The organism is Bradyrhizobium sp. SZCCHNS1050, assembly GCF_032484785.1.
Lineage (GTDB): Bacteria > Pseudomonadota > Alphaproteobacteria > Rhizobiales > Xanthobacteraceae > Bradyrhizobium.
On sequence record NZ_JAUETR010000001.1, the window covers coordinates 3,258,813 to 3,280,723 of the forward strand.

21 protein-coding genes and 1 tRNA gene are annotated in these 21,911 nt (G+C 62.5%); 8 read left to right on the forward strand and 14 right to left on the reverse strand.

The features are described from left to right. Positions 1-106: 106 nt before the first annotated feature. From QX094_RS14745 to QX094_RS14755, 3 genes are all read right to left on the reverse strand, one after another. Positions 107-1,093, reverse strand: a complete 987-nt coding sequence (locus QX094_RS14745; protein ID WP_316187961.1) for an ATP-binding protein — start codon at positions 1,091-1,093, stop codon at positions 107-109. Between the two features lie 1,269 nt (positions 1,094-2,362). Beyond that, entirely contained in the window at positions 2,363-2,503 is a 141-nt protein-coding gene (locus QX094_RS14750) for a hypothetical protein (protein WP_316187962.1), read from the reverse strand. A gap of 77 nt (positions 2,504-2,580) precedes the next feature. Further along, positions 2,581-3,270 (reverse strand): hypothetical protein, encoded by a 690-nt coding sequence (locus QX094_RS14755; RefSeq protein WP_316187963.1) that lies wholly within the window; start codon positions 3,268-3,270, stop codon positions 2,581-2,583. A gap of 341 nt (positions 3,271-3,611) precedes the next feature. On the opposite strand from QX094_RS14755, the gene QX094_RS14760 reads away from it, so the two are divergent. From QX094_RS14760 to QX094_RS14770, 3 genes are all read left to right on the forward strand, one after another. Next, the gene (locus QX094_RS14760) at positions 3,612-3,830 is read left to right on the forward strand and encodes a hypothetical protein (RefSeq protein WP_316187964.1); all 219 of its coding nucleotides are present in this window, start codon (positions 3,612-3,614) and stop codon (positions 3,828-3,830) included. Continuing rightward, positions 3,827-4,240: a hypothetical protein gene (locus QX094_RS14765; protein WP_316187965.1), complete on the forward strand. Its 414-nt coding sequence runs from the start codon at positions 3,827-3,829 to the stop codon at positions 4,238-4,240. The genes QX094_RS14760 and QX094_RS14765 overlap by 4 nt, the downstream gene beginning before the upstream one ends. A 373-nt stretch (positions 4,241-4,613) precedes the next feature. Beyond that, positions 4,614-5,174 (forward strand): hypothetical protein, encoded by a 561-nt coding sequence (locus QX094_RS14770; protein WP_316187966.1) that lies wholly within the window; start codon positions 4,614-4,616, stop codon positions 5,172-5,174. A gap of 141 nt (positions 5,175-5,315) precedes the next feature. On the opposite strand, the gene QX094_RS14775 is transcribed toward QX094_RS14770, so the two are convergent. Beyond that, a complete protein-coding gene (locus QX094_RS14775; protein WP_316187967.1) occupies positions 5,316-6,230 on the reverse strand; it encodes a hypothetical protein in 915 nt (304 codons plus the stop codon). A gap of 1,155 nt (positions 6,231-7,385) precedes the next feature. Continuing rightward, positions 7,386-7,472, reverse strand: a tRNA-Thr gene (locus QX094_RS14780). 644 nt (positions 7,473-8,116) lie between these two features. On the opposite strand from QX094_RS14780, the gene QX094_RS14785 reads away from it, so the two are divergent. Continuing rightward, positions 8,117-8,353: a helix-turn-helix transcriptional regulator gene (locus QX094_RS14785; RefSeq protein ID WP_316187968.1), complete on the forward strand. Its 237-nt coding sequence runs from the start codon at positions 8,117-8,119 to the stop codon at positions 8,351-8,353. 175 nt (positions 8,354-8,528) lie between these two features. Then, a complete protein-coding gene (locus QX094_RS14790; protein ID WP_316187969.1) occupies positions 8,529-8,834 on the forward strand; it encodes a hypothetical protein in 306 nt (101 codons plus the stop codon). Between the two features lie 33 nt (positions 8,835-8,867). Here the strand turns inward: QX094_RS14790 and QX094_RS14795 are convergent, their stop codons facing one another. The 4 genes from QX094_RS14795 to QX094_RS14810 form a co-directional block, all read right to left on the reverse strand. Further along, positions 8,868-10,109 carry a site-specific integrase gene (locus tag QX094_RS14795; protein ID WP_316187970.1) on the reverse strand — a complete coding sequence of 414 codons (1,242 nt, stop codon included), beginning with the start codon at positions 10,107-10,109 and terminating at the stop codon, positions 8,868-8,870. Positions 10,110-10,264: 155 nt separating this feature from the next. Further along, positions 10,265-10,876, reverse strand: coding sequence for a RadC family protein (locus tag QX094_RS14800; RefSeq protein WP_316188212.1), 612 nt, complete (start codon positions 10,874-10,876; stop codon positions 10,265-10,267). Between the two features lie 70 nt (positions 10,877-10,946). Continuing rightward, positions 10,947-11,114, reverse strand: coding sequence for a hypothetical protein (locus tag QX094_RS14805; protein WP_316174512.1), 168 nt, complete (start codon positions 11,112-11,114; stop codon positions 10,947-10,949). A 36-nt stretch (positions 11,115-11,150) separates the two neighbouring features. Further along, on the reverse strand, positions 11,151-12,701 hold the full coding sequence (locus QX094_RS14810) for an alpha/beta fold hydrolase (RefSeq protein ID WP_316174513.1): 1,551 nt from the start codon (positions 12,699-12,701) through the stop codon (positions 11,151-11,153). A gap of 147 nt (positions 12,702-12,848) precedes the next feature. Between QX094_RS14810 and mddA the strand changes: the two genes are divergently transcribed. Both mddA and QX094_RS14820 read left to right on the forward strand, forming a co-directional pair. Next, positions 12,849-13,634, forward strand: coding sequence for a methanethiol S-methyltransferase (mddA, locus tag QX094_RS14815; protein ID WP_315825844.1), 786 nt, complete (start codon positions 12,849-12,851; stop codon positions 13,632-13,634). Positions 13,635-13,843: 209 nt separating this feature from the next. Continuing rightward, on the forward strand, positions 13,844-15,034 hold the full coding sequence (locus tag QX094_RS14820; RefSeq protein WP_316174514.1) for an MFS transporter: 1,191 nt from the start codon (positions 13,844-13,846) through the stop codon (positions 15,032-15,034). Here QX094_RS14820 and QX094_RS14825 read toward each other — a convergent pair whose 3' ends face one another. The 3 genes from QX094_RS14825 to QX094_RS14835 all read right to left on the reverse strand — a co-directional run bounded on the left by QX094_RS14825 (position 15,035) and on the right by QX094_RS14835 (position 18,176). Continuing rightward, on the reverse strand, positions 15,035-15,838 hold the full coding sequence (locus QX094_RS14825) for an intradiol ring-cleavage dioxygenase (RefSeq protein WP_315752320.1): 804 nt from the start codon (positions 15,836-15,838) through the stop codon (positions 15,035-15,037). A gap of 96 nt (positions 15,839-15,934) precedes the next feature. Continuing rightward, the gene (map, locus tag QX094_RS14830; protein WP_315715310.1) at positions 15,935-16,759 is read right to left on the reverse strand and encodes a type I methionyl aminopeptidase; all 825 of its coding nucleotides are present in this window, start codon (positions 16,757-16,759) and stop codon (positions 15,935-15,937) included. A 97-nt stretch (positions 16,760-16,856) separates the two neighbouring features. Further along, a complete protein-coding gene (locus QX094_RS14835) occupies positions 16,857-18,176 on the reverse strand; it encodes a mechanosensitive ion channel family protein (RefSeq protein ID WP_315715311.1) in 1,320 nt (439 codons plus the stop codon). A 209-nt stretch (positions 18,177-18,385) separates the two neighbouring features. Here QX094_RS14835 and QX094_RS14840 point away from each other — a divergent pair, with 209 nt between their 5' ends. Then, the gene (locus QX094_RS14840; RefSeq protein WP_315715312.1) at positions 18,386-20,179 is read left to right on the forward strand and encodes a potassium/proton antiporter; all 1,794 of its coding nucleotides are present in this window, start codon (positions 18,386-18,388) and stop codon (positions 20,177-20,179) included. Between the two features lie 3 nt (positions 20,180-20,182). On the opposite strand, the gene QX094_RS14845 is transcribed toward QX094_RS14840, so the two are convergent. Then, positions 20,183-20,701, reverse strand: coding sequence for a hypothetical protein (locus QX094_RS14845; protein WP_315715313.1), 519 nt, complete (start codon positions 20,699-20,701; stop codon positions 20,183-20,185). A 173-nt stretch (positions 20,702-20,874) separates the two neighbouring features. After that, on the reverse strand, positions 20,875-21,816 hold the full coding sequence (gene mepA / locus QX094_RS14850) for a penicillin-insensitive murein endopeptidase (RefSeq protein ID WP_315715314.1): 942 nt from the start codon (positions 21,814-21,816) through the stop codon (positions 20,875-20,877). Between the last annotated feature and the right edge of the window lie 95 nt (positions 21,817-21,911).

Below are 21,911 nucleotides of genomic sequence, written 5' to 3' on the forward strand. Positions count from 1 at the left end.
GCTCCCGCGGGCCGGTGCTGGGGCTAGTAAAACGGGATGGTTCGCTGGTGGTTGGAACAAAGAGATGAGGATGTGGTGCCATGCCGCCCCTATCGGCACAAGGTTATCATTTGCTGTTATGCGTAACGGCAGTCTTTCGGTCTGAAATGGCGTGGACGAGTTCGCTGTGCGTAACGGACGTGCGATCGTGAATGATGGCATCCTTGATCGCGTCCTCGCAGGCGCGTGTGATGTCCGCAAAATTGAGCCCTTGCGCCGTCACAGCGACCTTGGGCCATTGGATTCTGCCGGTTGCGAAAGCTCCCAGTTTAATTTTTAGAGCTTCGACAATACGAGCCTTGTCGGGAAGGTCGTACTGGATGACATCGTCAAAACGACGGAATAGGGCTTGATCAAGGATGCGGACATGATTTGTAGCGGCAACGATCAGGCTGTCCGAATGGTCTTGCTCAACCATTTGCAGGAAGCTGTTGAGCACACGGCGGATCTCACCGACATCGTTGGCCAAGCCGCGGGCCGAGCCGATACTGTCGAATTCATCGAAGAGATAAACGCCGCGTGTCTGATTGAGGGCTTCGAAGATCAGCCGCAACTTGGCGGCGGTTTCACCCATGAACTTCGTAATCAGCCCGTCAAGGCGAACGACGAAGAGCGGCAAGCCGAGCTCGCCGGCAAGCGCCGAAGCAGTGAGCGTCTTACCAGTGCCGGGTGGGCCGACCAGTAGCAATTTGCGACGGGGGGAAAGGCCGCTGTTGCGAATGAGTGAAATCGCGCGCTGTTCGCGGATGACGCGGTCCAGCTTTTTCCGCGTCGGAGCACCAAAGACCAGGTCTTTGAGATGAACATTGGGGTAGGAGACGGAGAGAAGCTCCGCGACTTCGCCGCGTGGTCGCGCAAGTGGGATGGGTTGCTTCGGGGGTATCGCGATCCTCGCCTTGGCCTTGTCGATCAGCGCGCGGATTTCTTCGGCGAGCTTGCCATGACCAAGACGCGCTTCATGCGCGGCTATCTGCATTGCAACAGAGTAAAAATGTCCTTCGTCGCCCTCCATAAGAGACGAGATCAGTGCTTTGACTTGGTCGGCGCTTGGCATGGTGTCAGTGGCCCCAGCCTCACTCTAATACAGAATCAGGCACATGATAGAGGGTATCCGTTTCATCAACTTTAAAGTTAGGGTGGTGCGGGCGGCCGGATTTGAACCGGCATAGCTCTTTCGAGCCGAGGGATTTTCATACCACTACGACTTTCGTCGCCTTGCCCGGCGCGTTCGCGCTTGCTCGTCTAGTCTCGACACCTCGCGCCGGCCGTTCGGCCGGAGCGCTCGGCTCGGGATTGCCTTTGACCGGTTTCCCTGAGTTTGAGCAGTTTTGCACATCGGGTCTCCCCGGGGGCACTCAAGTTGCGTCTAAGTCCCTTGCGTCCACCAATTTCGCTACGCCCGCGTCGTTCCATCCTAGCGGGGTGTAAGCGCGCAGGAAAACGGAGAATTGCTATAGCGGATTCTGCGGTAATTGCAGTGCTTTTTTAGTTTTTCCAGGCTTCTTTGGTTTGGCGCGAACGCGGTCTCGAGGTTGCTTCGCCGGATGGAGCACCGCTCAGAGGCACGCCGACCGCCCACGTCCAGCGGTCGAACGACTAAAAGATGGGCCCAATGTCGCGGTGGTGGTCGTAGGACAGACCAGTCATGGCGCCGAGTCTCTCCGCCGATGACGCAGGGATTGAGGTGCCAGCTCATGTCGTGGAGTGGATCAGATCATGAGCGCGAACAGGGCCGCGATACTGGCGACGACCTTCAGCGAGCGCGCGCCAAGCGCGATCCTGCGATCGCCGTCACGACGGTAATGATCAGGAGGATGACGACGAGCCATAGCCAAGACAAGGCGCTACTCCGAGTTCCACGGAGCGTAGTCTACTCGTTCGGAGGCGTTAGACAAATGTGGGCTGCTTGGATCGTTTTGGATCGCTAAATTCATGGGCTTTAGACAGAAAACCGCAGCAGTCTTACAGGGGGCAATGAATTTTCACACCCTATGCACCTGTGGTGCTGACGCTTCGCGAGCCGGATGCGGCCATCTCATTGGGGTGAAACAAAAGATCCTGTTAAGCGGGGTTTACGGAAACAGGATCGAGCGAATACAGCATGGTCTCTAAGGATCAATAGACAAAGGTGGGTCAACAACTTGCAGGCGCTCGGACGCGTACCCGGGGGGCGTGCTGCAGGATCAATGGACGAAAGCGCGTTGGGTGATGCAGCCAGTTGCGGATCGAAAACCGCCCTGCCTGGCTTGAGAACAAAGGTGGCCCAATCTAAAAAGCTAAGCCGCGTTCCCTTGCCCGTATGCTCGCTTTCGATGGTGAACTGTCAGTTTGGGGCTATGGATGCAATCTGCTGGCCTATCCCCTGCATGACATGGGAGTTGGCGTTGATGTCCAAGATTTGCGTCTGCCTTTCCGGCGGCAGGACAACCACGGCGTTTTCAGGCTTTGAATGAAACCAGCTCATGCACCCCTCCACTGATTGTGGAGGGAATCGGCGGAAAGTCAGAAGTGCTTAACGGGGCATAAGAAAGAGGAGCTTCGTCATTTCCAGAACTTCAGCAGATCAGAAAGCTTCTCACTCTTGACAACAGACGCGGATACCAAGACGCCTAAGACAGCCGGAACCCCAAGGCATCCAAGCAAGTAGGTCCCAAGAGAGACGGCCGCGATTTTTCCGAACATGTCGACAAGCTCCGGATGGCTGTGGTCGAACGCTATAAGCCCATCTCGGAGAGACAACACGACCTCAGCCGCTTTGTCATAAGTTTTAGCGGCAATGAGCTGGGCCATCTGTCCAAAGCCTTGCTCCAGCTTCTGAAGCTCACCCCTGATGACGTGCTGGGTGTTGCCAGAGCCCGTATGGATCGCCGTCTCACGTGCTAATTCGGACGCGATGGTCTCGGCCAAGCGCCGGTAGAACTCCGGATTCTCGGCTAACTTCTCTGCTATACCAATGGGACTAAAGGGTGCACGAACAACCTCGGGGATGACGGTTACGGTCGCATCACTCGTAATAGGATCGAGCGCAATAGTTGCTTGCGCATTGACGGCGGTTTGCAACGTGGCATTTGACGTCACGGGAGTCAGCTGACCGGCTTCTCCGACCCCGACGACACCGCGAAAGTTGGCGACATCACCTCCGCCAACCCGGCCTTCACCAGCCACGCCATGGAACGACGCTCGGTCACTGGGTTCCCCGCCTTGGTGTGGATTGGATTCCTTGTCGTCCATCGCATCGTACCCAGCCTTCGAAAAACTCTAGCCCAGTCGCTTACCTGAGATCTACGGGCTGGACTCTTCGTTCTTGTTTTGTTTCTATAATGGCCTTCCATCTAAGGGCGGACAATGCCGGACATTGATTTTATCCGGGAAGAAATAGCGTGTATGCGCACCCACGTCGGCAGGGAGAGGAGAGAGATCTTTCTGCTTAAGCGAGCTGGCATACCCACGGCCTCGGCGGAGGTTCTCCTCCAGAGGATGCTGGACACCATCGATAACCTCTGTGCCGTGAGGGACAAGCTCAACGACAAGAAACCAGGCCATAACGCGGGCAGGCTTCTTGGAGGGCGACCATGGTGAGATACTTCAGCGATGAGCCCGAGCTGTCGCCATTCCTCAAGGCGCTGAACGACGTCCGAAACAAAGCGACGCGAGAGGGCTGGTGCTATGCACACGTCCAGGTGATCATTGTGTCGATCGACCAGTACGCCGAAGCCGCGACGGGAAATCGGGACTATTTCCTGAATAAGCCCCATTCAATCGGCGGGTCGCGAAAGGGTGACGTGCCTTGAATGATGATTTCGGCTGGGGTGGAGACCACGTTGGAAAGCTTATCGCGCTTCAAACCGCCGTGCGAAAGCTCGCTGGTCAAGGAAAGCTGCGCGACCGTTACGATGCCGCGACTTTCGCGCTGGCGACATATCATGAACGGGACTTCCCTGAGCATCTTCGCCCAGCGTTCAATCGCATCATGGAGGCGAGACGCAAAGCGAGGGAAGATGTCAATGAAAACTACGCCTATTTTGCTTTTGATGCTCTGACGCCGACCGAGCGTAAGCAAGTCGTAGCCGACATCACCGCGCTTTACGAGGCTTGTTTGATCGACATTGGCCGTTCGTGGCCACAGTGGGACTTCATGTATCCCAAGGGGGATCTCCTGCCTAAACCGGTTCGGCGGCGGCGTAAGAAAAAAGAAACCTGATCCGCGCCTGCTTTCTCTCCACGGAGGGGTGGCAGGACACACCAGTGCTCTAGAGGGCCGGACTGTCCTGCGATGAGAATCGGCCACGCTTCCATGGATGGAGTGCGTGATAAACGCCCGCGCACTTGGCGAGAATATAGTAGATTGTGTCATCGTCCTCTCTAAGGAGTTTGAACGCTTCGCGTAGCTCTATTCGGGTCGGCGGCATGGGTTCACCGTCGTCCAGCGAAGGTGCGAAAAACCACGGAAGCCGAGCGGCAGCGGTCGCGATGGGATTAGGAAGTTATGCGCCAGCGCAAGCGACCTGAGAACTGGCGAAAAACGGACGAGGGGATTAGAAAGCTGGTAGAAGCCAGGCTGTGGGGGGATCAAAATGCCTAAGTCGACGTTCACTCGAGTTCGCAGGAAGATCGATATCCTCAGACATGAAGCTGGCCACCTCGTCATCGCGAAATTGCTAGGTTTTGAAACCGGAGAGATTCGGTTTGGCCAGAAAGACGCGGGAGCCGGGATAACCCTTGTCCCGGATTTGCGCGACATCGAGGCCATCAAACAATACGTAGCCAGACGCGTGGTCGTGCTCTACGCTGGCGTTGCAGCCGAAGCATTGCGTGGAGTAACGATCGATCAGCAACAGGCGTTGAAAGACTTTTCGTCTGAAGTCGGCATGAACGATTTTGCGAAGATCCGTGAGTTGTTGCTTTTGCTTGCGGGACTTGAGAGCGAGGATGACGACCGGCAAAAGCTTCTCGATAAGTACGTCGAACAATATGCCAACCGGACTGGCGAACTTGTACAGAAGCACGCTCTCACTATCCATGAGGTGGCGAAAGAGCTTGCCGCTGGCATTCCGGCTGCTGGTGGACATTTATCTCAGTCGCAAGTCGACGCCCTCTCTTCAGTGAAGAAGATTGAAGTTGGTAGCGAGCTCTGAGCAAGCCTAGCCCAGCGGATATACTTCGACCAGCTCGGCTCCTGGCTGTAAAGCGACTGGCGTCCTTGCCCGATCTACGTGCTGTGGCACGGATCGGCACGGTGAGCCCGCGAGTTGGGATGAGGTCGGGTGTCGGCAGAATTAACCTGGGGGAAGTAGGCCATAGTGCTGGAGCACCCATTTGGTGGCCGCTTGCTTTGCGACCTCGAATCCAGCTTTAGCGCCTTCCTTCGCGATGTATTTTCGCACATCGGCAAGCCAGCCTTTAGTCTTGGTTCCTATGCTCTCCTGGCCTGAATCCCTATCCGCCTTCATAGCGGCTTGGAGAGCGGATATGCCTTCTTGCGTAACGCCAAGCTCCGCAAGAGCCTTTACGAGGCCTGCAGAGTCGCCCTCGGCCAAATTGGTCTGAGAAATCTGCGAGAAGTTCTGGGCGTGAGATGCGATAAGGATGTTCCCGCCGTAGATGTTGTTGACCACGGAGTGCTCTACGACGCTCTTCGGAACCTGAGAGGCATCCGTGCTATTGGCCGGTAACGCATCCTTCAATTCTAGAGCGAATCTCAATACGCGATTCCGCACCTGCTCCAAAAGCCCAACGAGCACTGAGCCGGGGATCTCTTGCCACGCTCTATTGAGGACCAGGTCGCTGTCCTTGAAAAACTTCGTTTGGTATTTCGTGGTGATGTGTGGATTCCACGGAAGAGACGCATCGGTGGTCTTATCGGGTCGTCCTTCATATGCGGCCGCGGGCTGATGGAGGACACATTTTTCGACGAGCTTCCTGTCCTTTTCCTGCATGATATGAAGGGAAAGGGGTTGATCGTTCAATTGATAAGCTGATCCGATAAAGTTGCCCCTGTTGACGCAGTTGAACACGCGATAGCTCGGCATTTCATCCTGGCCGCCCGTATAACCATCAAGCTCTTGGTCAAGCCATCTCTTGAATTTCTCATTCCTAACCTGGTGTTCAAGCACGAGGCATTTCCGCAAAAGCGTGCCGACCGGCACTTTATCGTCGGTTGCGGCCTCAATGATTTCGTTAAGCAGCGCCATGGGGAATCGCCTCGGATTGAAAACCTTGCCAGTATCACCTTTCGGGTGTGAATTGAAGCCACTACGACGGGAAGGTCTACTCACTTGGTGACTGGAGCCGTGGCACAAAGCCGAGTAGTAACCACTGGCACCGCTGCCGCTACAATCCTGCCAAGAGACAAGTTGAGCGCGTCAGCCTTGGAGATGGCACGCAAAACCTTGAAGGTGGGAAGCAAGCGCTAACCAGTGGTTTATCAAGAACCGTATACCCGTAGATGAGAAGTCGGAGGACGTCGAACTTGTCGATGTCCTCCGGCGCTATTACGAGGCGCACGCGAAAAACATCCGTAGCTCAGGCGGAACGAAGTCCGGCCTTAAAAATTGGCCGGGCTTCTACAAAGAAGCCACGGTCTCAGACCTGAACGTCCGTAAGCAAGAGGAGTTTCATGCCTACCTTCGTGGGTTGGGCATGAAGGACTCGACGGTCAGACGTGTCATCACGATTGGTGAGGCTGCTTTGAACTGTGCGCATAAGCGAGGTGAGATTAAATCAATCCCTTGGATCCTCACGGTCTCTGAAGGGCCTCAAGCTCCGATGGGCCGTCCTATGGAGCTTCAGGAATCAAAAAGTATTGCGAAGCATCGCCGGGCCACGTTCAGATCTTCATCGCCTGGATGCTCGGGACGCTCGGAAGGAGTGAGGCCATTCTCGAACTCCACTCTCGGCAGGTGAACTGAAAGGATGGGCTTGTAAATCTCTGCCCACCAGGTCGGCCGCGAACCAAAAAGTATCGGCCTATCGTTGGTCTTCCTTCATACCTCGCTGAAAGCCGTTTTTGACGGGCTTCTCGTCGTGACGAGGGGAAAGCATGTCGAGAGCATTAAAACGGCCCGGAACGCCGTCCGTGAGTCTACGGGGATAGACGTAACGACCTATAGCCCTAGGCACTCAGGAGGCATCGAGCTTAGGCGTAACGGCGTGAGCATGGATGACATCGAAGTCCAGCTAGGGCATCGAAGGCCAGGACTCACGGAAGCGTATGTCGCCTTCCGCCCGGACTGCCTCAAACGTGTCGGAGAGTCCTCGACTAGGTCGTGCGTGCGGCTTGCGTGCGGCTCCCCGTTTGGGGAATGGTCGAGCGCAAACGAAACGGCGTGAAGGTTGAGGCAGAGGACTGGTGCTGCCGGACAGGATTAAACTGTCGACCTCTCTCTTACCAAGGGAGCGCTTCAGAGCGCAGCGATAAAACTTACCTAAGCCACGTAGGCTATGCGGGAGCCTCGAACAGCAATTTGAGATGGTTGCAGGTCCGCGCAACCAGTGCTCTCTTGCAACGACTTCAATGGCCCTCGTCAGATTGACCGCCTTGTTCAGCAACGAGTTCCGCGATCCGGCTTACCGCACCGGCATGATTCCGGACCATCGCGCTCCATGTCATGCCCTCCCATGTTTGGCCGGCAAGTGGCCCTCCCAGAACCATGGTGACGAAGGTCCCAGAGATTACGGATGGCGACGAACTCTCGGATTCTCGAACCAAGCTCACGATGGTGATGACAATATTGCGGTGTTCGATGGCCGTAACTGCAACTGTCCGGTCTAGAGGATTTCTTGGCATCGCGCCTCTCCCGCGCGATCAGCTTGGACCGCGGCGTCACACACTTCGGCGGCTAGAATTGGACAGCTGATAAACCGAGCGCGCGCATTGAGCTGGCGTCAATCGTGGTGCCAGCTAATTGCACGCGGACCGTGTCCGTTCGCAACTTTTGCTTCGCTCGCATCGAGCCTTTCATGAGAATGAGACCGTGGGGCATCCGTCGCTACGCAGGCTTGTCAGCTCTGAGGATATCAATCTGAATATACGTAATTACGTATAGATAGCAAGAGATTCTGGTGCGTCTCTTGCTGCATGGTTCGGCGGGACATTCATGCTGCGCGGCAGATATTAGCGCGGAATTTACGGCGTCTTCGGCTTGCCCAGGGCTTGACTCAAGAGGAATTGGCTAACGCGGCTGGTCTGCGGCAGGCTCTTGTCAGCGAGCTGGAGGCAAGTAAGCTCGACGTTCGGCTAGACACCTTGAGCCGGCTTGCGATCGCGTTGGATGTAAGCATGTCTGACCTATTTGCCGAAGCCAAACGAGGTTAGTTTCAGATTTGAAGCGCCTTGAGACTTGTGCGCGTCGTCGGAGTTCTTTGGAGGCCTAACTCGTGTCGCTGTTTCGTTCGCCGTGCATGCCTTTCTCTCGATCCTGCGTGTAGGAACGTAGGGACCTCGGAGGCTTCTAAGGCCTCGGCCGGAAACGAATCTAGGCAGTGAATTTTTGAACAGGGAAAAGCCGTCCAACGGGTGCAATAAGGTCCTGCTCTCCGCAAAGATCGTCGCCGAAGCATTTGGCGACGTCACGGCGCGTGATCTCGGTGATGGAGGCGCCGCCGCCTTCCAGCACCGCAAGGCCCATCTCCTCCAGGTCATCGTCGCTGGGGTGAACGCCGAGCCGGCGGGGATATACCAAACTCTTGCGGGATCTTGCCGGCAATCGCCTCACGCGCGCAGCGGCGTTGCCGACACCTTCCTCACCTCCGGAGAGCGTTACGAGAATGCGCGCCTCGGCGATCTTCTGCGTTAGGCGTGGCGAGCGAGAGTTTGGCCGGACGGCGGCTCATGCGGCCACCTTCAGCCGCTTCTTCGCCAGCATGGCGCGGACGAACCTGTCCCATTTCGCCATGCCGGCACGCTTTTCGACCATATAGTGCCAGCGGTCGTAGTGCTTGGAGCTGACGTCCTGCAGGGCGTGGTTTTGGAGGCGATCGCGGATCTCCTTCAAAACGCCGGCTTTGCCGGCGAGCGTTTTGAACGTCCGGCGGAGATCTCGGTTTGTTGCATAAGGGATCACGCCGCGGTCTCGCTGACGCCAGACGAAGCTATATAGCGTGCCGTGGCTGACGGGCTTCTTCGGATCCTTGGCCGAAGGGAAAAACCAGCCGTATTCGTTCGGCTTGATTGACTCGATCAGCTCCGCGGCAAGCAAGGGCACAGGGACGGAGTGAGGCTGGTCGTTCTTGGTCTTGGACCAGTCGATGATCCGTTCCTCGGCGTCCCATTGATCGACATGGAGTCGCGCGATCTCCTCAACGCGCTGGCCAGTCAACATGATGAGTTGCACGGCGCGCGGATAGGAGGGATGGACCGGCGTGTCGGGGCATTCCAACCAGCGATAGAGCTGCACGAACTCGTCTTCGTCAAGCCAGCGCGTGCCCTTGACCTTGGGTTCGGTCGGGATGCCCGTCGCCGGATTGAAGGGGAGCCGGAAGCGGCGAACGGATTGCTGCCGATAGTCGTTGTCGGACTTCATACCCCAGCTAAAGGCGGCATGTAGGTAAGAGCGAACATGATCGGCCATCGACTTGGCGCCGCGCTCATAGATCGGGCGGATCAGCTCGATGATTTCCTCGGCCTCGATCTCGCGGGCAAGGCGATTACGCCCGAGCGTGTCGGCGATCTTGTTAAGGCCCTTTTCAGTTTCCTTCCAGGATGGCTTGTCCGCGTCCTTGAGCGCCGCGACGTAACCCTCAAACAGATCGGCAACGGTGCCGGGGCGGGTATCGGTGGCGATCTTGATGCTTCGGCCCTTCTGAATGACGTCAGCAAAGTCGCGCTTGTAGATCTCGCGGGCCTGGGCGAGCGACAGCGAGGGATAGGCGCCGATCTTCTTCTTGGTGCGTTTGCCGTCCCGCCATTGCTGCGCCATCCAGTCGGCGGTGACACGCTTCGGCATGGGCTTGAGAACGAGAACGAGACGGCCGGTGCCACGCCCTTCGCCATCGGCGAGGTTCTCTTGCTTGCGGCTCATCTCGACGCGCTTCAGCGCATGTCGGATCGCGGTGTCGGTTAGGGCGGGCATAGCGTTTCCTCCTTTCCGGAACTGGGATCGGTCGAGGAGAAGAAGGGATCGCTAACTGGGAACGGAAGGCCGTTTTCTACCCCTTTTACAGCCCCCAGTTTGCCAAGACCGCCCCCACTACGCAACGCCAAAAAATACGCGATTTCAGAGGTGCTTCAATGTGGTTGAGCGTGATCGAGCTTGATGGAAAAGGGGGTAGTGGGATGGTTGTGCACCAGGATGATCGCAGTGGCCGACAATTCGAGCGCGCGCTTGATCACCTCGCGCGGATAGACCGGCGTGTGATCGACGGTGCCGGTCTGCTGCACCTCGTCGGCGATCAGCTGGTTGCGCTTGTCGAGAAATAACAGCCTGAACTGCTCCTTGTCGGCGAACGCCATGCTGGTGCGGCAATAGGTGATGACGTCCTGCCATGACGCCAGCGCGTGCTTCTGCCGCACCTCGCCCTTGGCGATGCGGTGCGCGGCGGCGGCGATCAGCTTGAGCTGGGTGATCGAGGCGTCGCCGACGCCGTCGATCTCGCGCAGCCGCGGCTCCGGCGCGTGGATCACCTCGGCGAACGATCCGAACGTCTTGAGCAGCGCCTTCGCCAGCGGCTTGACGTCGCGCCGCGGCAGCGCGGCGAACAGCACCATCTCCAGCAGCTCGTAGTCGTTGAGCGCGTCGGGACCGGCGCTGTGAAAGCGCTCGCGCAGCCGCTGACGGTGGCCGTGATAGTGCGGCGTGTCCGGCGGCGTATCGTTGGGAGGAGGGGCTTTCTCGGGCATCGGCGTCAGCATGCCGTGACGCCGCATTTTTGCAACCTCGAAGTGCTCGCGCCCCGCAGGGCGCGCCTTGCTAGGCCGCGCGTCCGGTCAACACGATGGCGAAGCCGACGATGAGCGAAAATGCTGTGGGGTAGAAGGTGAGCGCAAAGCCGAAGGCGCGGCCCGCGCCGCCGCTGGCATAGCCGAGCCAGAACAGCAGCCGCCCGAGACCGAACAGGATCACGAGCGTGAGCAGCACCGGACGACGTCCTTCTCGTCCGTCGGGCGATCCTGCTTATGGCTGCAGACTGCCGATGAAGGCGTCGATGCTGGCGAGGGCCGGCCTCTGGTCGCCGGCGAACATCCAATGGTCGGCGCCGTCGAGCTCGACGAAGCGCGCGTGACGGATATGGCTGGCGAGATGCCGCCCGGCCCCGACGAGCACGGCGCGATCGTGGCGACGGTGCAGCACCAGGGTCGGTGCAGCGACCCGGGCGAGCAGGTGGCGGACGTCCGTATCCCTGAAGGCTTCGAGCAGGCCCTTGATGGCGCCCGGGCTGGATGCCGCGCGAAGCAGTCCGGCCCACCAGGCGCGCGCCTGGGGATCGCCAGCCAGACTCGGTGCGAATGTTTCGATGCCGGCGGGGCCGCCCCATTCGGCCACCAGCTGCCGCAGCCAGATGCCGTACTGGCTGGCCTGCAGCGCATGCGGATAGCCGGGCGCGGCGCTGCCCTTGGCGAGCGAGGCGAACAGGATCAGCCCGGCGACTCGTTCGGGATGGTCGGCCGCGAAGGTGATGCAGGCCGGTCCGCCCTCGGAGGCGCCGAGCAGCACCGGGCGCCGGCTGCCGGCGGCGTCGAGCACGGTCGCGATGTCGCGCGCCGTCGCCTCCACGCTGGGGCTGAAACCGACCCGGTCGGAGAGCCCGATGCCGCGGCGATCGAACAGGATCAGGCGGCCGATTCTGGCGAGCGCGGACAGCAAGGCCCGACAGTGCGGCTCCTCCCAGATCCGCTCGACATGCGAGACGAAGCCGGGCAGCAGCAGAATGTCCTGCGAACCTGTGCCGTAGGTCTGATAGGCGAGATGAACGCCGCCGCCCAGGACATAGCGCGTCGGCGGTGCGCTGTCGCCTTGCGCCGCAACGCCCTGCGCCAGCAGCGCCAGCGTCTCCGCTTCGGGAGCGACACCGAGCTCGTCGCGCAGGCGCTGCGTCAGGGCGTCGAGATGGCGCTGGGCGGCGGCGCGGTCGCCGGCCAGCATCAGGCTGCGGATCAGGGCGCGGCCATAGACCTCGCTGAGCGGGTCGAACGCGACGAGGCGTCCGGCGTGGACCGCAGCCGCGGCATGGTCGCCGGCCGCGCTGCGATCCCGCACCACGCGCTCCAGCGCCTGGACCGCCCGGCCGCGCAAGGCTTCACGCCGGAAGAACGCCCATTCCTCGAACTGCGGACAGTCGCCGGGCGTGAAGCCGTCCAGGAAGTCGCTGGAATAGAGGCGGCAGGCCAGCTCGAATTCGCCGCGGTCGCACGCCGCCTCGAACAGCCGGGATTCGACCTCCAGCTCGACCGCTTCCGCCCACCGAATCGTCGCGCGATCGATGGTGAGGCAGCCGTCGCCGAGTGTGAGCTGGAGCCGGTGCAGCAGGCGGCGCAGCCGCGCCCGCGCGACCTCCTCGGAACACTCCGGCCAGAGCATCGTCGCCAGAATGTCCCGCGCGACAGGGCCTTTGGCCTCCGCCAGATAGACCAGCAGAGCGAGGCCCTTGCGCAGCGCCAGCGGGCACGGCTGGCCGTCGCGATGCAGCTCGGGAAAGCCTAATGTCCGGACGCGGAACTGAACCATCGGGGGTGCGACCTGGGTGGCTGCGTCCGGGGGACGCTCGGGGGACGGTCGATTGATAGGGCTCAGGCTCGCGCGAGTCGCGACCGGTCCCAGGATCGGGCGTCTCGATCACGGCCACGCCGTCCTCGCAGCAACAAGGAAACCTTCATGTCCGGGCGTCTCCTCATCATGCTCTACGCCGTCGCGAGCTATGCCGTCTTTCTTGGGTCGTTCGTGTGGGCGGTCGGTTTCGTCGGCAATTACAACTATCTCACGGCCAAGTCGATCGACGTGGGCGTGTCCAGCGCCGTGACCGAGGCCGTCGTCGTCGACGCGCTGCTGCTGGCGCTGTTCGCGATCCAGCACAGCGTGATGGCGCGGCCGGCGTTCAAGCGCGCGTTGACGCGCATCATTCCGGCGGCGGCCGAGCGCAGCACCTATGTGCTGCTGTCCAGCCTGATCCTGCTGCTGCTGTTCTGGCAATGGCGTCCGATCCCGAGTCCGGTCTGGCACGTCGAGGGTGTCGCCGCGGGCGTGCTGACCGGCGTGCATTGGCTCGGCTGGCTGATCGCGCTCTCCTCGACCTACATGATCGATCATTTCGACCTGTTCGGCCTCCGCCAGGCCGTGCTCGCCCTCCGCGGCAGCGCCGGGACGGCGCAACCTTTCAGAACGCCGCTGCTGTATCGGCTGGTGCGCCACCCGCTGATGCTGGGCTTCCTGCTGGCCTTCTGGGCCACGCCGGAGATGTCGGTCGGCCACCTGCTGTTCGCCGCCCTCAGCACAGCCTACATCCTGGTCGGGCTGCAGCTCGAGGAGCGCGATCTGATCGCCCAGTTCGGCGACACCTACCAGCGCTACCGCCGGCGGGTGCCGATGCTGCTGCCGCGACTGATCGGCGGCCGGCGGACCGCCGAGACGGAGACGGAGGCGGAGGCGCGCGGCGCGCAGTAGCCGGCGCCGGCTCGAGGTCCGCAGGGCTCGTCGGGCACGCTCGCTTTTGATCACGGCTTGCCCGGTGCCGCGCCCACGCAGACGTGAATTGGTGCGGGGACCTCAGCACCTATGTCGGGCTTGAATGCTGCGATGCAAAATCACAGCTCGACAGCCTCCGTTCTCATAAGGCCCTATGGCCTGCCTGTTCAGTCCGAGAGAGATCCGCGTTGACCACCATCACGTCCGATTCCGGCGACTCGCTGTCGGCCTGGATCACGCTGTTATTGGCCTTTTCCTGCGGGCTGATCGTCGCCAACATCTATTACGCGCAGCCGCTGATCGGGCCGATCAGCGCCGAGCTTGGGCTGCGGCCGCAGCTCGCGGGACTGCTGGTGACGATGAGCCAGATCGGATACGGCGCAGGTCTCTTGTTCGTGGTGCCGCTCGGCGATCTCATCGAGAACCGCAAGCTCGTCATCATGACCATCATCGTCGGCGCGGCCGCGCTCGGTTGTGCGGCCCTGGCGACGAGCCCGTCGACATTCCTGCTCTCGGCGCTGCTGATCGGCTTCGGCTCGGTCGCGGTGCAGATCCTGATCCCCTATGCCGGGCACATGGCGCCGGAGGCGATCCGCGGCCGCACCGTCGGCAACGTCACCACCGGCCTGATGCTCGGCATCATGCTGGCACGGCCGCTCGCGAGCTTCGTCGCGGCGCATGCCTCCTGGCACGTGATCTATGCGGCCTCGGCCCTCGCCATGGTGATCCTGGCCGGGGTGTTGCGCCTCGCCCTGCCGCCGCGCGAGCCGCGGGCGCGGCTGAGCTACGGCCAGCTGCTCGGCTCGATGGTCGAGCTCTATCGCGACACGCCGGCGCTGCGCCGCCGCGCGCTCTACCAGGCCGCGCTGTTCGGCGGCTTCAGCGTGTTCTGGACCACGTCCCCGCTGCTGCTGGCCGGGTCCGATTTCCGGATGTCGCAGACCGGCATCGCCCTGTTCGCGCTGGCCGGCGTCGCCGGCGCGATCATGGCGCCGGTCGCCGGCCGCATCGCCGATCGCGGCTGGACGCGACCGGCGACCGTCGCATCGATGCTGATGTGCGCGATCGGCTTCGCGTTGACGCTTTCGGTTCCACTCGGAACGAACGGGTCGCTGGCCACGCTGGTGATCGCCGCCATCGCCATCGATTGCGGCGCGCAGCTCAGCCTCATCCTCGGCTATCGCGTGCTGTTCGTGCTCGGCGCCGGCCAGCGCAGCCGGCTGAACGGGCTCTATATGACCACCTTCTTCGTCGCCGGGGCGGCGGGCTCCGGGATCGGTGCCTGGGCATATGCGCATGGCGGCTGGACGGCCGCCGCCGCGCTCGGCACGGCGCTGCCGCTCGCGGCGCTAGCCTATCAGTTCACCGAGCCGAAATGATCAGAACGGGCTGCGCTTGAGCCCGGGCACCAGCGCCGCCAGCCGGTCCTTGATCCAGGGTGCGGGCGGCAACTTGCCAGTGGGCATCTCGACCGCGGCGGCCGGGTTGCGGCTTACGGCCAACGTGAGGGTCGCCAGATAGTGATCGCGCTCCTCCTTCACCGCGCAATGCGCGCGGTGTTCGGGATCGGCCTCGGTCGCGACGCGGTCGTTGGCATTGATGACGAGCCGTTGCTTCGGCCGTCCCGTGTAGTCGGGCACGTTGGTGTAGATGAACTCGTTCAGCGCCTCGGGAAAGAAGGTTTGTCCGGTCAGCACCGTGGCCTCGTCGACAAACACCCTGAAGTGGATGTGGGTGGCGCGGCCGGCATACCAGCCGGGATAGATGGTCCTGAAGCCGGCCCAGCCGGCGGCGTCGGCCATCTGCGTGCCGCGCAGGAACGTCTTTCCGCTCTGGTCGAGCTTGTGAGTGTCGCTCTGGCCGGGATAGCCCGAATAGATGCCGCGGGCATCGCAGTGCCAGATGTCGACGCGCGCGCCGGGGAGTGGCGCGCAGGAGCCGGCCTCGATGACGCGAAGGCGCAGCCTGAGCGGCACGCCCGGCCGGTCCTCGGCGATCTCGGCGCGCACCAGCTTGGGATCGAGATAATAGGGACCGGATTCCGACTGCGGCGTCAGGATGCAGGCGTCGTCGGCATTCGCCGATGCGGGAGCTGTCTCCGACGCGGCGCGCGCCGGCGGCGTCAGCAGCGCTGCGCCCGCCGAGAGCAGGCCGAGAACGCCACGGCGTGTTGCGTTGGTCAGAGCAGCCTCCCGCAGTCGAATGCGACGGAAGCGGCAGTCGATCAGCCGGGCATGGCAACAATCGGACGCCCGGCGGCCATTCGGCCAGGAGCCCGCTCACACCTGCGTCAGCGGCTTCTCTCCATGGCGCTCCGAGAGCGTGAAGATCTCGACGCCGTCGGCGGTGACGCCGACCGAATGCTCGAACTGCGCCGACAGTGAGCGGTCCCGCGTCACCGCGGTCCAGCCGTCGGACAGGATCTTCACATGCGGCTTGCCGAGATTGATCATCGGCTCGATGGTGAAGAACATGCCGGGCTTGAGCAGCACGCCCTCGCCGGGACGGCCGACATGGATGATGTTCGGCTCGTCATGGAACAGCCGGCCGAGACCATGGCCGCAGAAGTCGCGCACCACGCTCATGCCCTGCGGCTCGACGAAGCTCTGGATCGCATGGCCGATGTCGCCGGTGGTGGCGCCGGGCTTCACCGCGGCGATGCCGCGCATCATCGATTCGTAGGTGACCTCGATCAGCCGCTCGGCCTTGCGCGCGATCGGGCCGATCGCATACATGCGGCTGGAATCGCCGTACCAGCCGTCGACGATGAAGGTGACGTCGACATTGATGATGTCGCCTTCCTTCAGCGGCCGGTCGTTCGGCATGCCGTGGCAGACCACGTGGTTGATCGACGTGCAGGTCGAGTAGCGATAGCCGCGATACATCAGCGTCGCCGGATAGGCGCCGTGGCTGAAGGCGAAGTCCCGGACGAAATCGTCGATCCGCGAGGTCGGCACGCCCGGCTTGACGATGTCGGTGAGCGCATCGAGGCACTTCGACACCAGCGCGCCGGCCTTGCGCATGCCGGCAAAGCCGCTCGGGCCGTGCAGCTTGATCTGGCCGTTCTTGCGCGCAGCGGTGTCGGTCGCTTCGATATAGTTCATGGGCCTGTTTCGTTCTCAGGGGTGTCGCGGGGTGATCGCCTAATTTAATGATCGTGCCGGCCGGTGCAAGCCGGGTGTGCACGGCCGGATCTGCCGCCTAGCCGGTCGGCACCTCCAGCGTGGTCTCCACCGGCAGCGCACCTCCGCGAACGCGAAGCTCTCGCACCGGATACGGCACCCTGATGCCCTCGCGCTTGAAGGCCTCCCACAGCGCCAGCATCACCTCGCTCTTGACGCTGTCCATGTAGCTGGGGTCGGCGATCCATGTGGTCAGCGAGAACTTCATGCCGGCCTCGGTGAACTCGGTCAGCAGGCAGTTCGGCGCCTTCGATTTCAAGGTGCGCGGCGTCTCGGCCGCGATCTCGGTGGCGAGCTTGCAGACGACCCGGGGATCGGCGTCGTAGTTGGTGCCGAAATTGACCTTCACCAGCGTGTTCTTGTCGGTGTAGGTCCAGTTGGTCACCTTCTGGGTGACGAGGTCCTCGTTCGGGATCAGGAACTCGCGGCCGTCGCCGGCGGCGACCGAGATGTAGCGCGTGTTCATCGCGCTGATGCGCCCCGAGCTGTCGCCGATGGTCACGAGATCGCCCGGCTTCACCGATTTGTCGGCCAGCAGGATGATGCCGGCGACGAAATTGGCGACGATGCGCTGCAGGCCGAGGCCGATACCGACACCGGCGGCGCCGGAGAAGATCGCGAGCGCCGACAGGTTGATGCCGACCGCGCTGATCGCAATCGCGACGCCGAGGATCATCAGGCCCATGCGGACCATCTTGATCAGGAGCACCTGGATCGACGGCGTCAGGTCGGTCGAGCGCGTGATGCGGCTCTCGACGAAATTGCTGGCGATGTTGGTCAGCCACAGCACCGCGAGCAGCAGCACGCCGAGCTTGATCACCAGCAGCGGCGTCAGCCTGAGGCCGCCGAGCACGACCGAGATGGAATCGAGCGCGTCGACGACGTTGTCGAGCTGGCCGATGATGCTGAGCGCGGCAACCAGCCAGGCCGAGATCGACACGATCTGCACGATGAAGGTGCTGCGGATCACCGAGGTGATCAGCCGGATCACGAGCCAGGCGAGCGCCAGCTTGAGCGCGACGGCGAGCAGGTAGCTGCGGCTCGGCCAGGTCCACAGCAACATGCCGGTGCGGGCGATCCGCATCAGGATCACGAACACGACCGTGGTGACGCTCTCCAGCAGCACCCGTAGCAGCTGCCGCAGCGGGCCAGGCCAGCCCATCGCCAGCGAAGTCAGGTCGATGCGCGCACGCACGGCGGCGCTCGCCGCAAAGGCGATGCCGGCGCCGCTCAGCACCAGCCCGAGTTGAAGATAGAACCACGGCGAGGTGACCTCGGCGCCGATCGAGCGGCCAACGGTCTGCAGGAAGTCGAGAACGTCTTTCAGGTCGAGGTCCATCAGCGGGGTCTCGGAGGGGAACAGTGGCGCGGGTTGGCCGGATCTGCGGAATTTAGTTCGGTTTCGTCACAGGCGATTGCCGCGAAATATACCCCGAACGCGGGCAAGGATGGAAAAATGGGCATATCGCCGCGATAAGAGCAAATCCGGTTGGCGTGCAAGTGTGGCGACGATAAGGATGTAAAACTCGGATCCATCAACGTTTTTTCATGTCATCCCTCGACGCCGTCAGCATTGCGATCCTCCTCGGTGCGGTCCTCGTCATGGCCGGCATCCTGTCGAGCCTGCTGGCGTTGCGCTTCGGCGCACCGCTGCTGCTGGTGTTCCTGGTGATCGGCATGCTGGCGGGCGATTCCGGCCCTGGTCATATCGAATTTCAGGACGTCCGTACCACCTATCTGGTGGGCTCCGTCGCGCTGGCGCTGATCCTGTTCGACGGCGGTCTGCGTACGCGCTTCCAGAGCATCCGCACCGTGCTGGCGCCCTCGATGGTGCTTGCGACCGTCGGCGTGCTGATGACCGCCTTCATCACCGCGCCCGTGGCGAAATATGCCCTCGACCTCGGCTGGACCGAGGCGATGCTGGTCGGCGCCGTCATCGCCTCGACGGATGCGGCGGCCGTGTTCCTGCTGGTCCACGCCCAGGGCCTGCGGCTGCGCCCGCGTGTCGGTGCCACGCTGGAGGCGGAGTCCGGCAGCAATGATCCGTTCGCGGTGTTCCTCACCCTGATGCTGGTCGAGCTGATCTCGGTCGGTCACGGGTCGTTCGGACATTTCGTGTTCGAGCTGATCCGCGAGGCGGTGCTCGGCACGCTGTTCGGCATCGTCGGCGGCCGCCTCGTCGTCATCGGCCTCAACAAGGTCGCGCTGCCGCAGGGCCTCCACGCGCCGTTCGTGACCACGGCCGCGCTGGTGATCTTCGGCATGGCGCAGATCGCCCACGGCTCCGGCTTCCTCGCGGTCTATCTCGCCGGCCTCATCGTCGGCAACCGGCCGACCCGCGCGCACAACTCTGTCGTCACCTTCCTCGACGCCGCGACGTGGCTCGCCCAGATCGTGATGTTCGTGCTGCTCGGGCTGCTGGTGTCGCCGCAGCGGCTGCTCGACAGCCTCCTGCCGGCGATTGCTGTTGCGCTGATGCTGATGCTGGTGGCGCGACCCGTTGCGGTGTTTGTCTGCCTCTATCCGTTCCGCTTCAACTGGCGGGAGAAGGCGTTCATCGCCTGGACCGGCCTGCGCGGCGCGGTCGCGATCTTCCTCGCCTCGATCCCGCTGCTGGTCGGCCTGTCCAGCGCCTATCTCTATTTCGACGTCGCGTTCGTGGTCGTGATCATCTCGCTGCTGGCGCAGGGCTGGACGCTCGGCGTGGCCGCGCGCAAGCTGCACGTGGCGCTGCCGCGCACGGATCGGGGCCCGCGCCGCATCGAGCTCGATCTGCCCGGCCAGCTCGAGCAGCAGCTGGTCGGCTATTCGATCCGCTCCAAGAGCCTGTACTTCCGCCGCGGCCTGATCCCGTCCTGGTCGAAGCCGACCCTGGTGATCCGTAACGAGCAGATTCTGTCGCCGCCCGAGGCCGAGCCGATCGCGCCGGGGGACTATCTCTATCTGCTGGCGCCGCCGGAAAAGGCCGAGTCGCTCGACCGCTTCTTCGTCGACATGCCGCCGTCGGCCGCGCCCGACCCGCATCTGCTCGGCGACTTCATGGTCTCGGCCGAGCATACGCTCGACGAGGTCGCCGGCATCTACGGCGTCAAGCTCGGCGAGGGCGAGGACAAGCTGACGCTCGCCGACTATTTCGACATCCATCTCGACAACGCGCCGAAGGAAGGCGCGACCGTGGCGCTCGACACCATCGTGCTGGTCGCCCGCTCGATCTCCGGCGGCCGCGTCAACGTGGTCGGACTGCGTCTGCCGGAGGACGAGGAGGATGTGCCGGTGCTGACGCGCAAGGAGCGGATGAAGCGCAAGCTGGCCAGTGTCTGGTCGTCGGTCGCAGGGGTGTGAGCGTCATTCTGCCGCCGGCAGGACGGCGATCGAGATCGCATTCTCCGGCGCGCCGCTGACCTGCAGCACGAAAGGCTTTGATCCCAGCTCGTACTTCATGGTCTTGCGAATGCCGTCGCAATCGGTGGCGCCGCTGAAGCCGGCCGGCTTGAGGATCTTGCCGTCCTGCACCACGTCGATCCAGGCCGCGGCCGACAGGCTGATGGTGTAGACGCCGGCCTTGGGCGCTCCGGCGATCCGCGTGAGGCCGGCGAAGCTGCCGTCCCTGGGCGCGCGCTCCGGCGGCATCGCCAGCTTGGCGTCAGCCGTCGGACGCAGCTCCAGCACAATCCCGGTCGCGGGAATAACGGCCATCTCGGCGCCAGATACGAGCTTCTCGCGGTCGGCTGCGGTCAGCGCGGCGTGCTCGCGCGCGATGTCCCATTTGAACTTGTCGCAGCCGCTCGGTTCGGCGGCAACCGCAGCCGAGTTCGCGGCCACCGTAACGAGGAAGGCGGTCGTGGCGGGACGGATCAGGATCATGACGGACTCGCGACTGTTACGCCGCGCAGCGGCGCGCGGCATCTTGATACCGCGATAACAGGAGGTGGAGGGACCGTCATCCCCTTCGATCGCCGCGCTGACGGCGCGAGCAATATCATCCTATGGCAATCGTCCCGCCGCTGCGACTCCCAATCACGGCAGCGTCGGCCGAATCAATTCTTGGCGTCCGGCGCATGCAGCACCGCTCGGCAGCCAGGCGGCAGTTGCGCCATCGTCAGCGGTTGCGGCGGCTTAGGGGGCTCTTTCGGCGGCAGCGGATGCAGCACCGCATCCGAGAACCAATAGTCGAGGTCGCCGCAGCCATCGCCGCCCTCCTGGTTGGTCTGGCCGTGGCAGTCCGGATTGCCCGGCGGGCACACCATGCGGATGTGGAAGTGATAGTCGTGGCCCCACCACGGCCGCACCTTGGTGAGCCAGCTACGGTCCCCCCTCGCGTCCCGGCACAGCGCCTTCTTGATCGCGGCGTTGACGAAGATGCGCTGCACCGACGGCTCCTGGGCCGCGGCGCGGATCACGGCGACGTGGCCCTTCGTGAACACCCGCGGATCGACATCGAGGCGATCAGGCCGAACCATCATGACCGCCGACATCTCCTCGCGCTCGTTGCGCGACAGCCTGTGGTCAGGCATCGGCGTCAGCCAGATGTCGGCGTCGAGCCCGATTTGATGGCTGGCATGGCCGGACAGCGCTGGTCCGCCGCGCGGCTGGCCGATGTCGCCGACCAGGATGCCGGGCCAGCCGGCATCCTTGTGCGCGCGGGTCGCCAGCCGCTTCAGCAGCGCGATCAGGTTGGGATGGCCGAAATTGCGGTTGCGCGACAGCCGCATCACCTGCCAGCCCTCGCCGTTGACCGGCATTCGCTCGGCTCCGGCGATGCAGCCGCGATTATAGGTGCCGATCACCCTGGTCGGTTGCGCCGACGGCAGGATCCTCCGGGCGAACAGCTCCTTGGCCGGCGTATTCGGATCGTCCGGATGCGCCAATGGCGGCAGGGCCTTTGGCTCGACGCTGCCCTTGTCCTGGGCATGGGCCGGGGCCGCCACGGCAATGACGGCCGAACTGATGATGGCGACCAGAATCAGGCGGACATGCATGGCGCCAGTGTAGCGTCTGCCGACCGGCCGAGTTGCCCAATTCTACGTCAACAGCGGGTCATTCGGGCCGTTTTAACCTGGCTCTAACCCTGCTG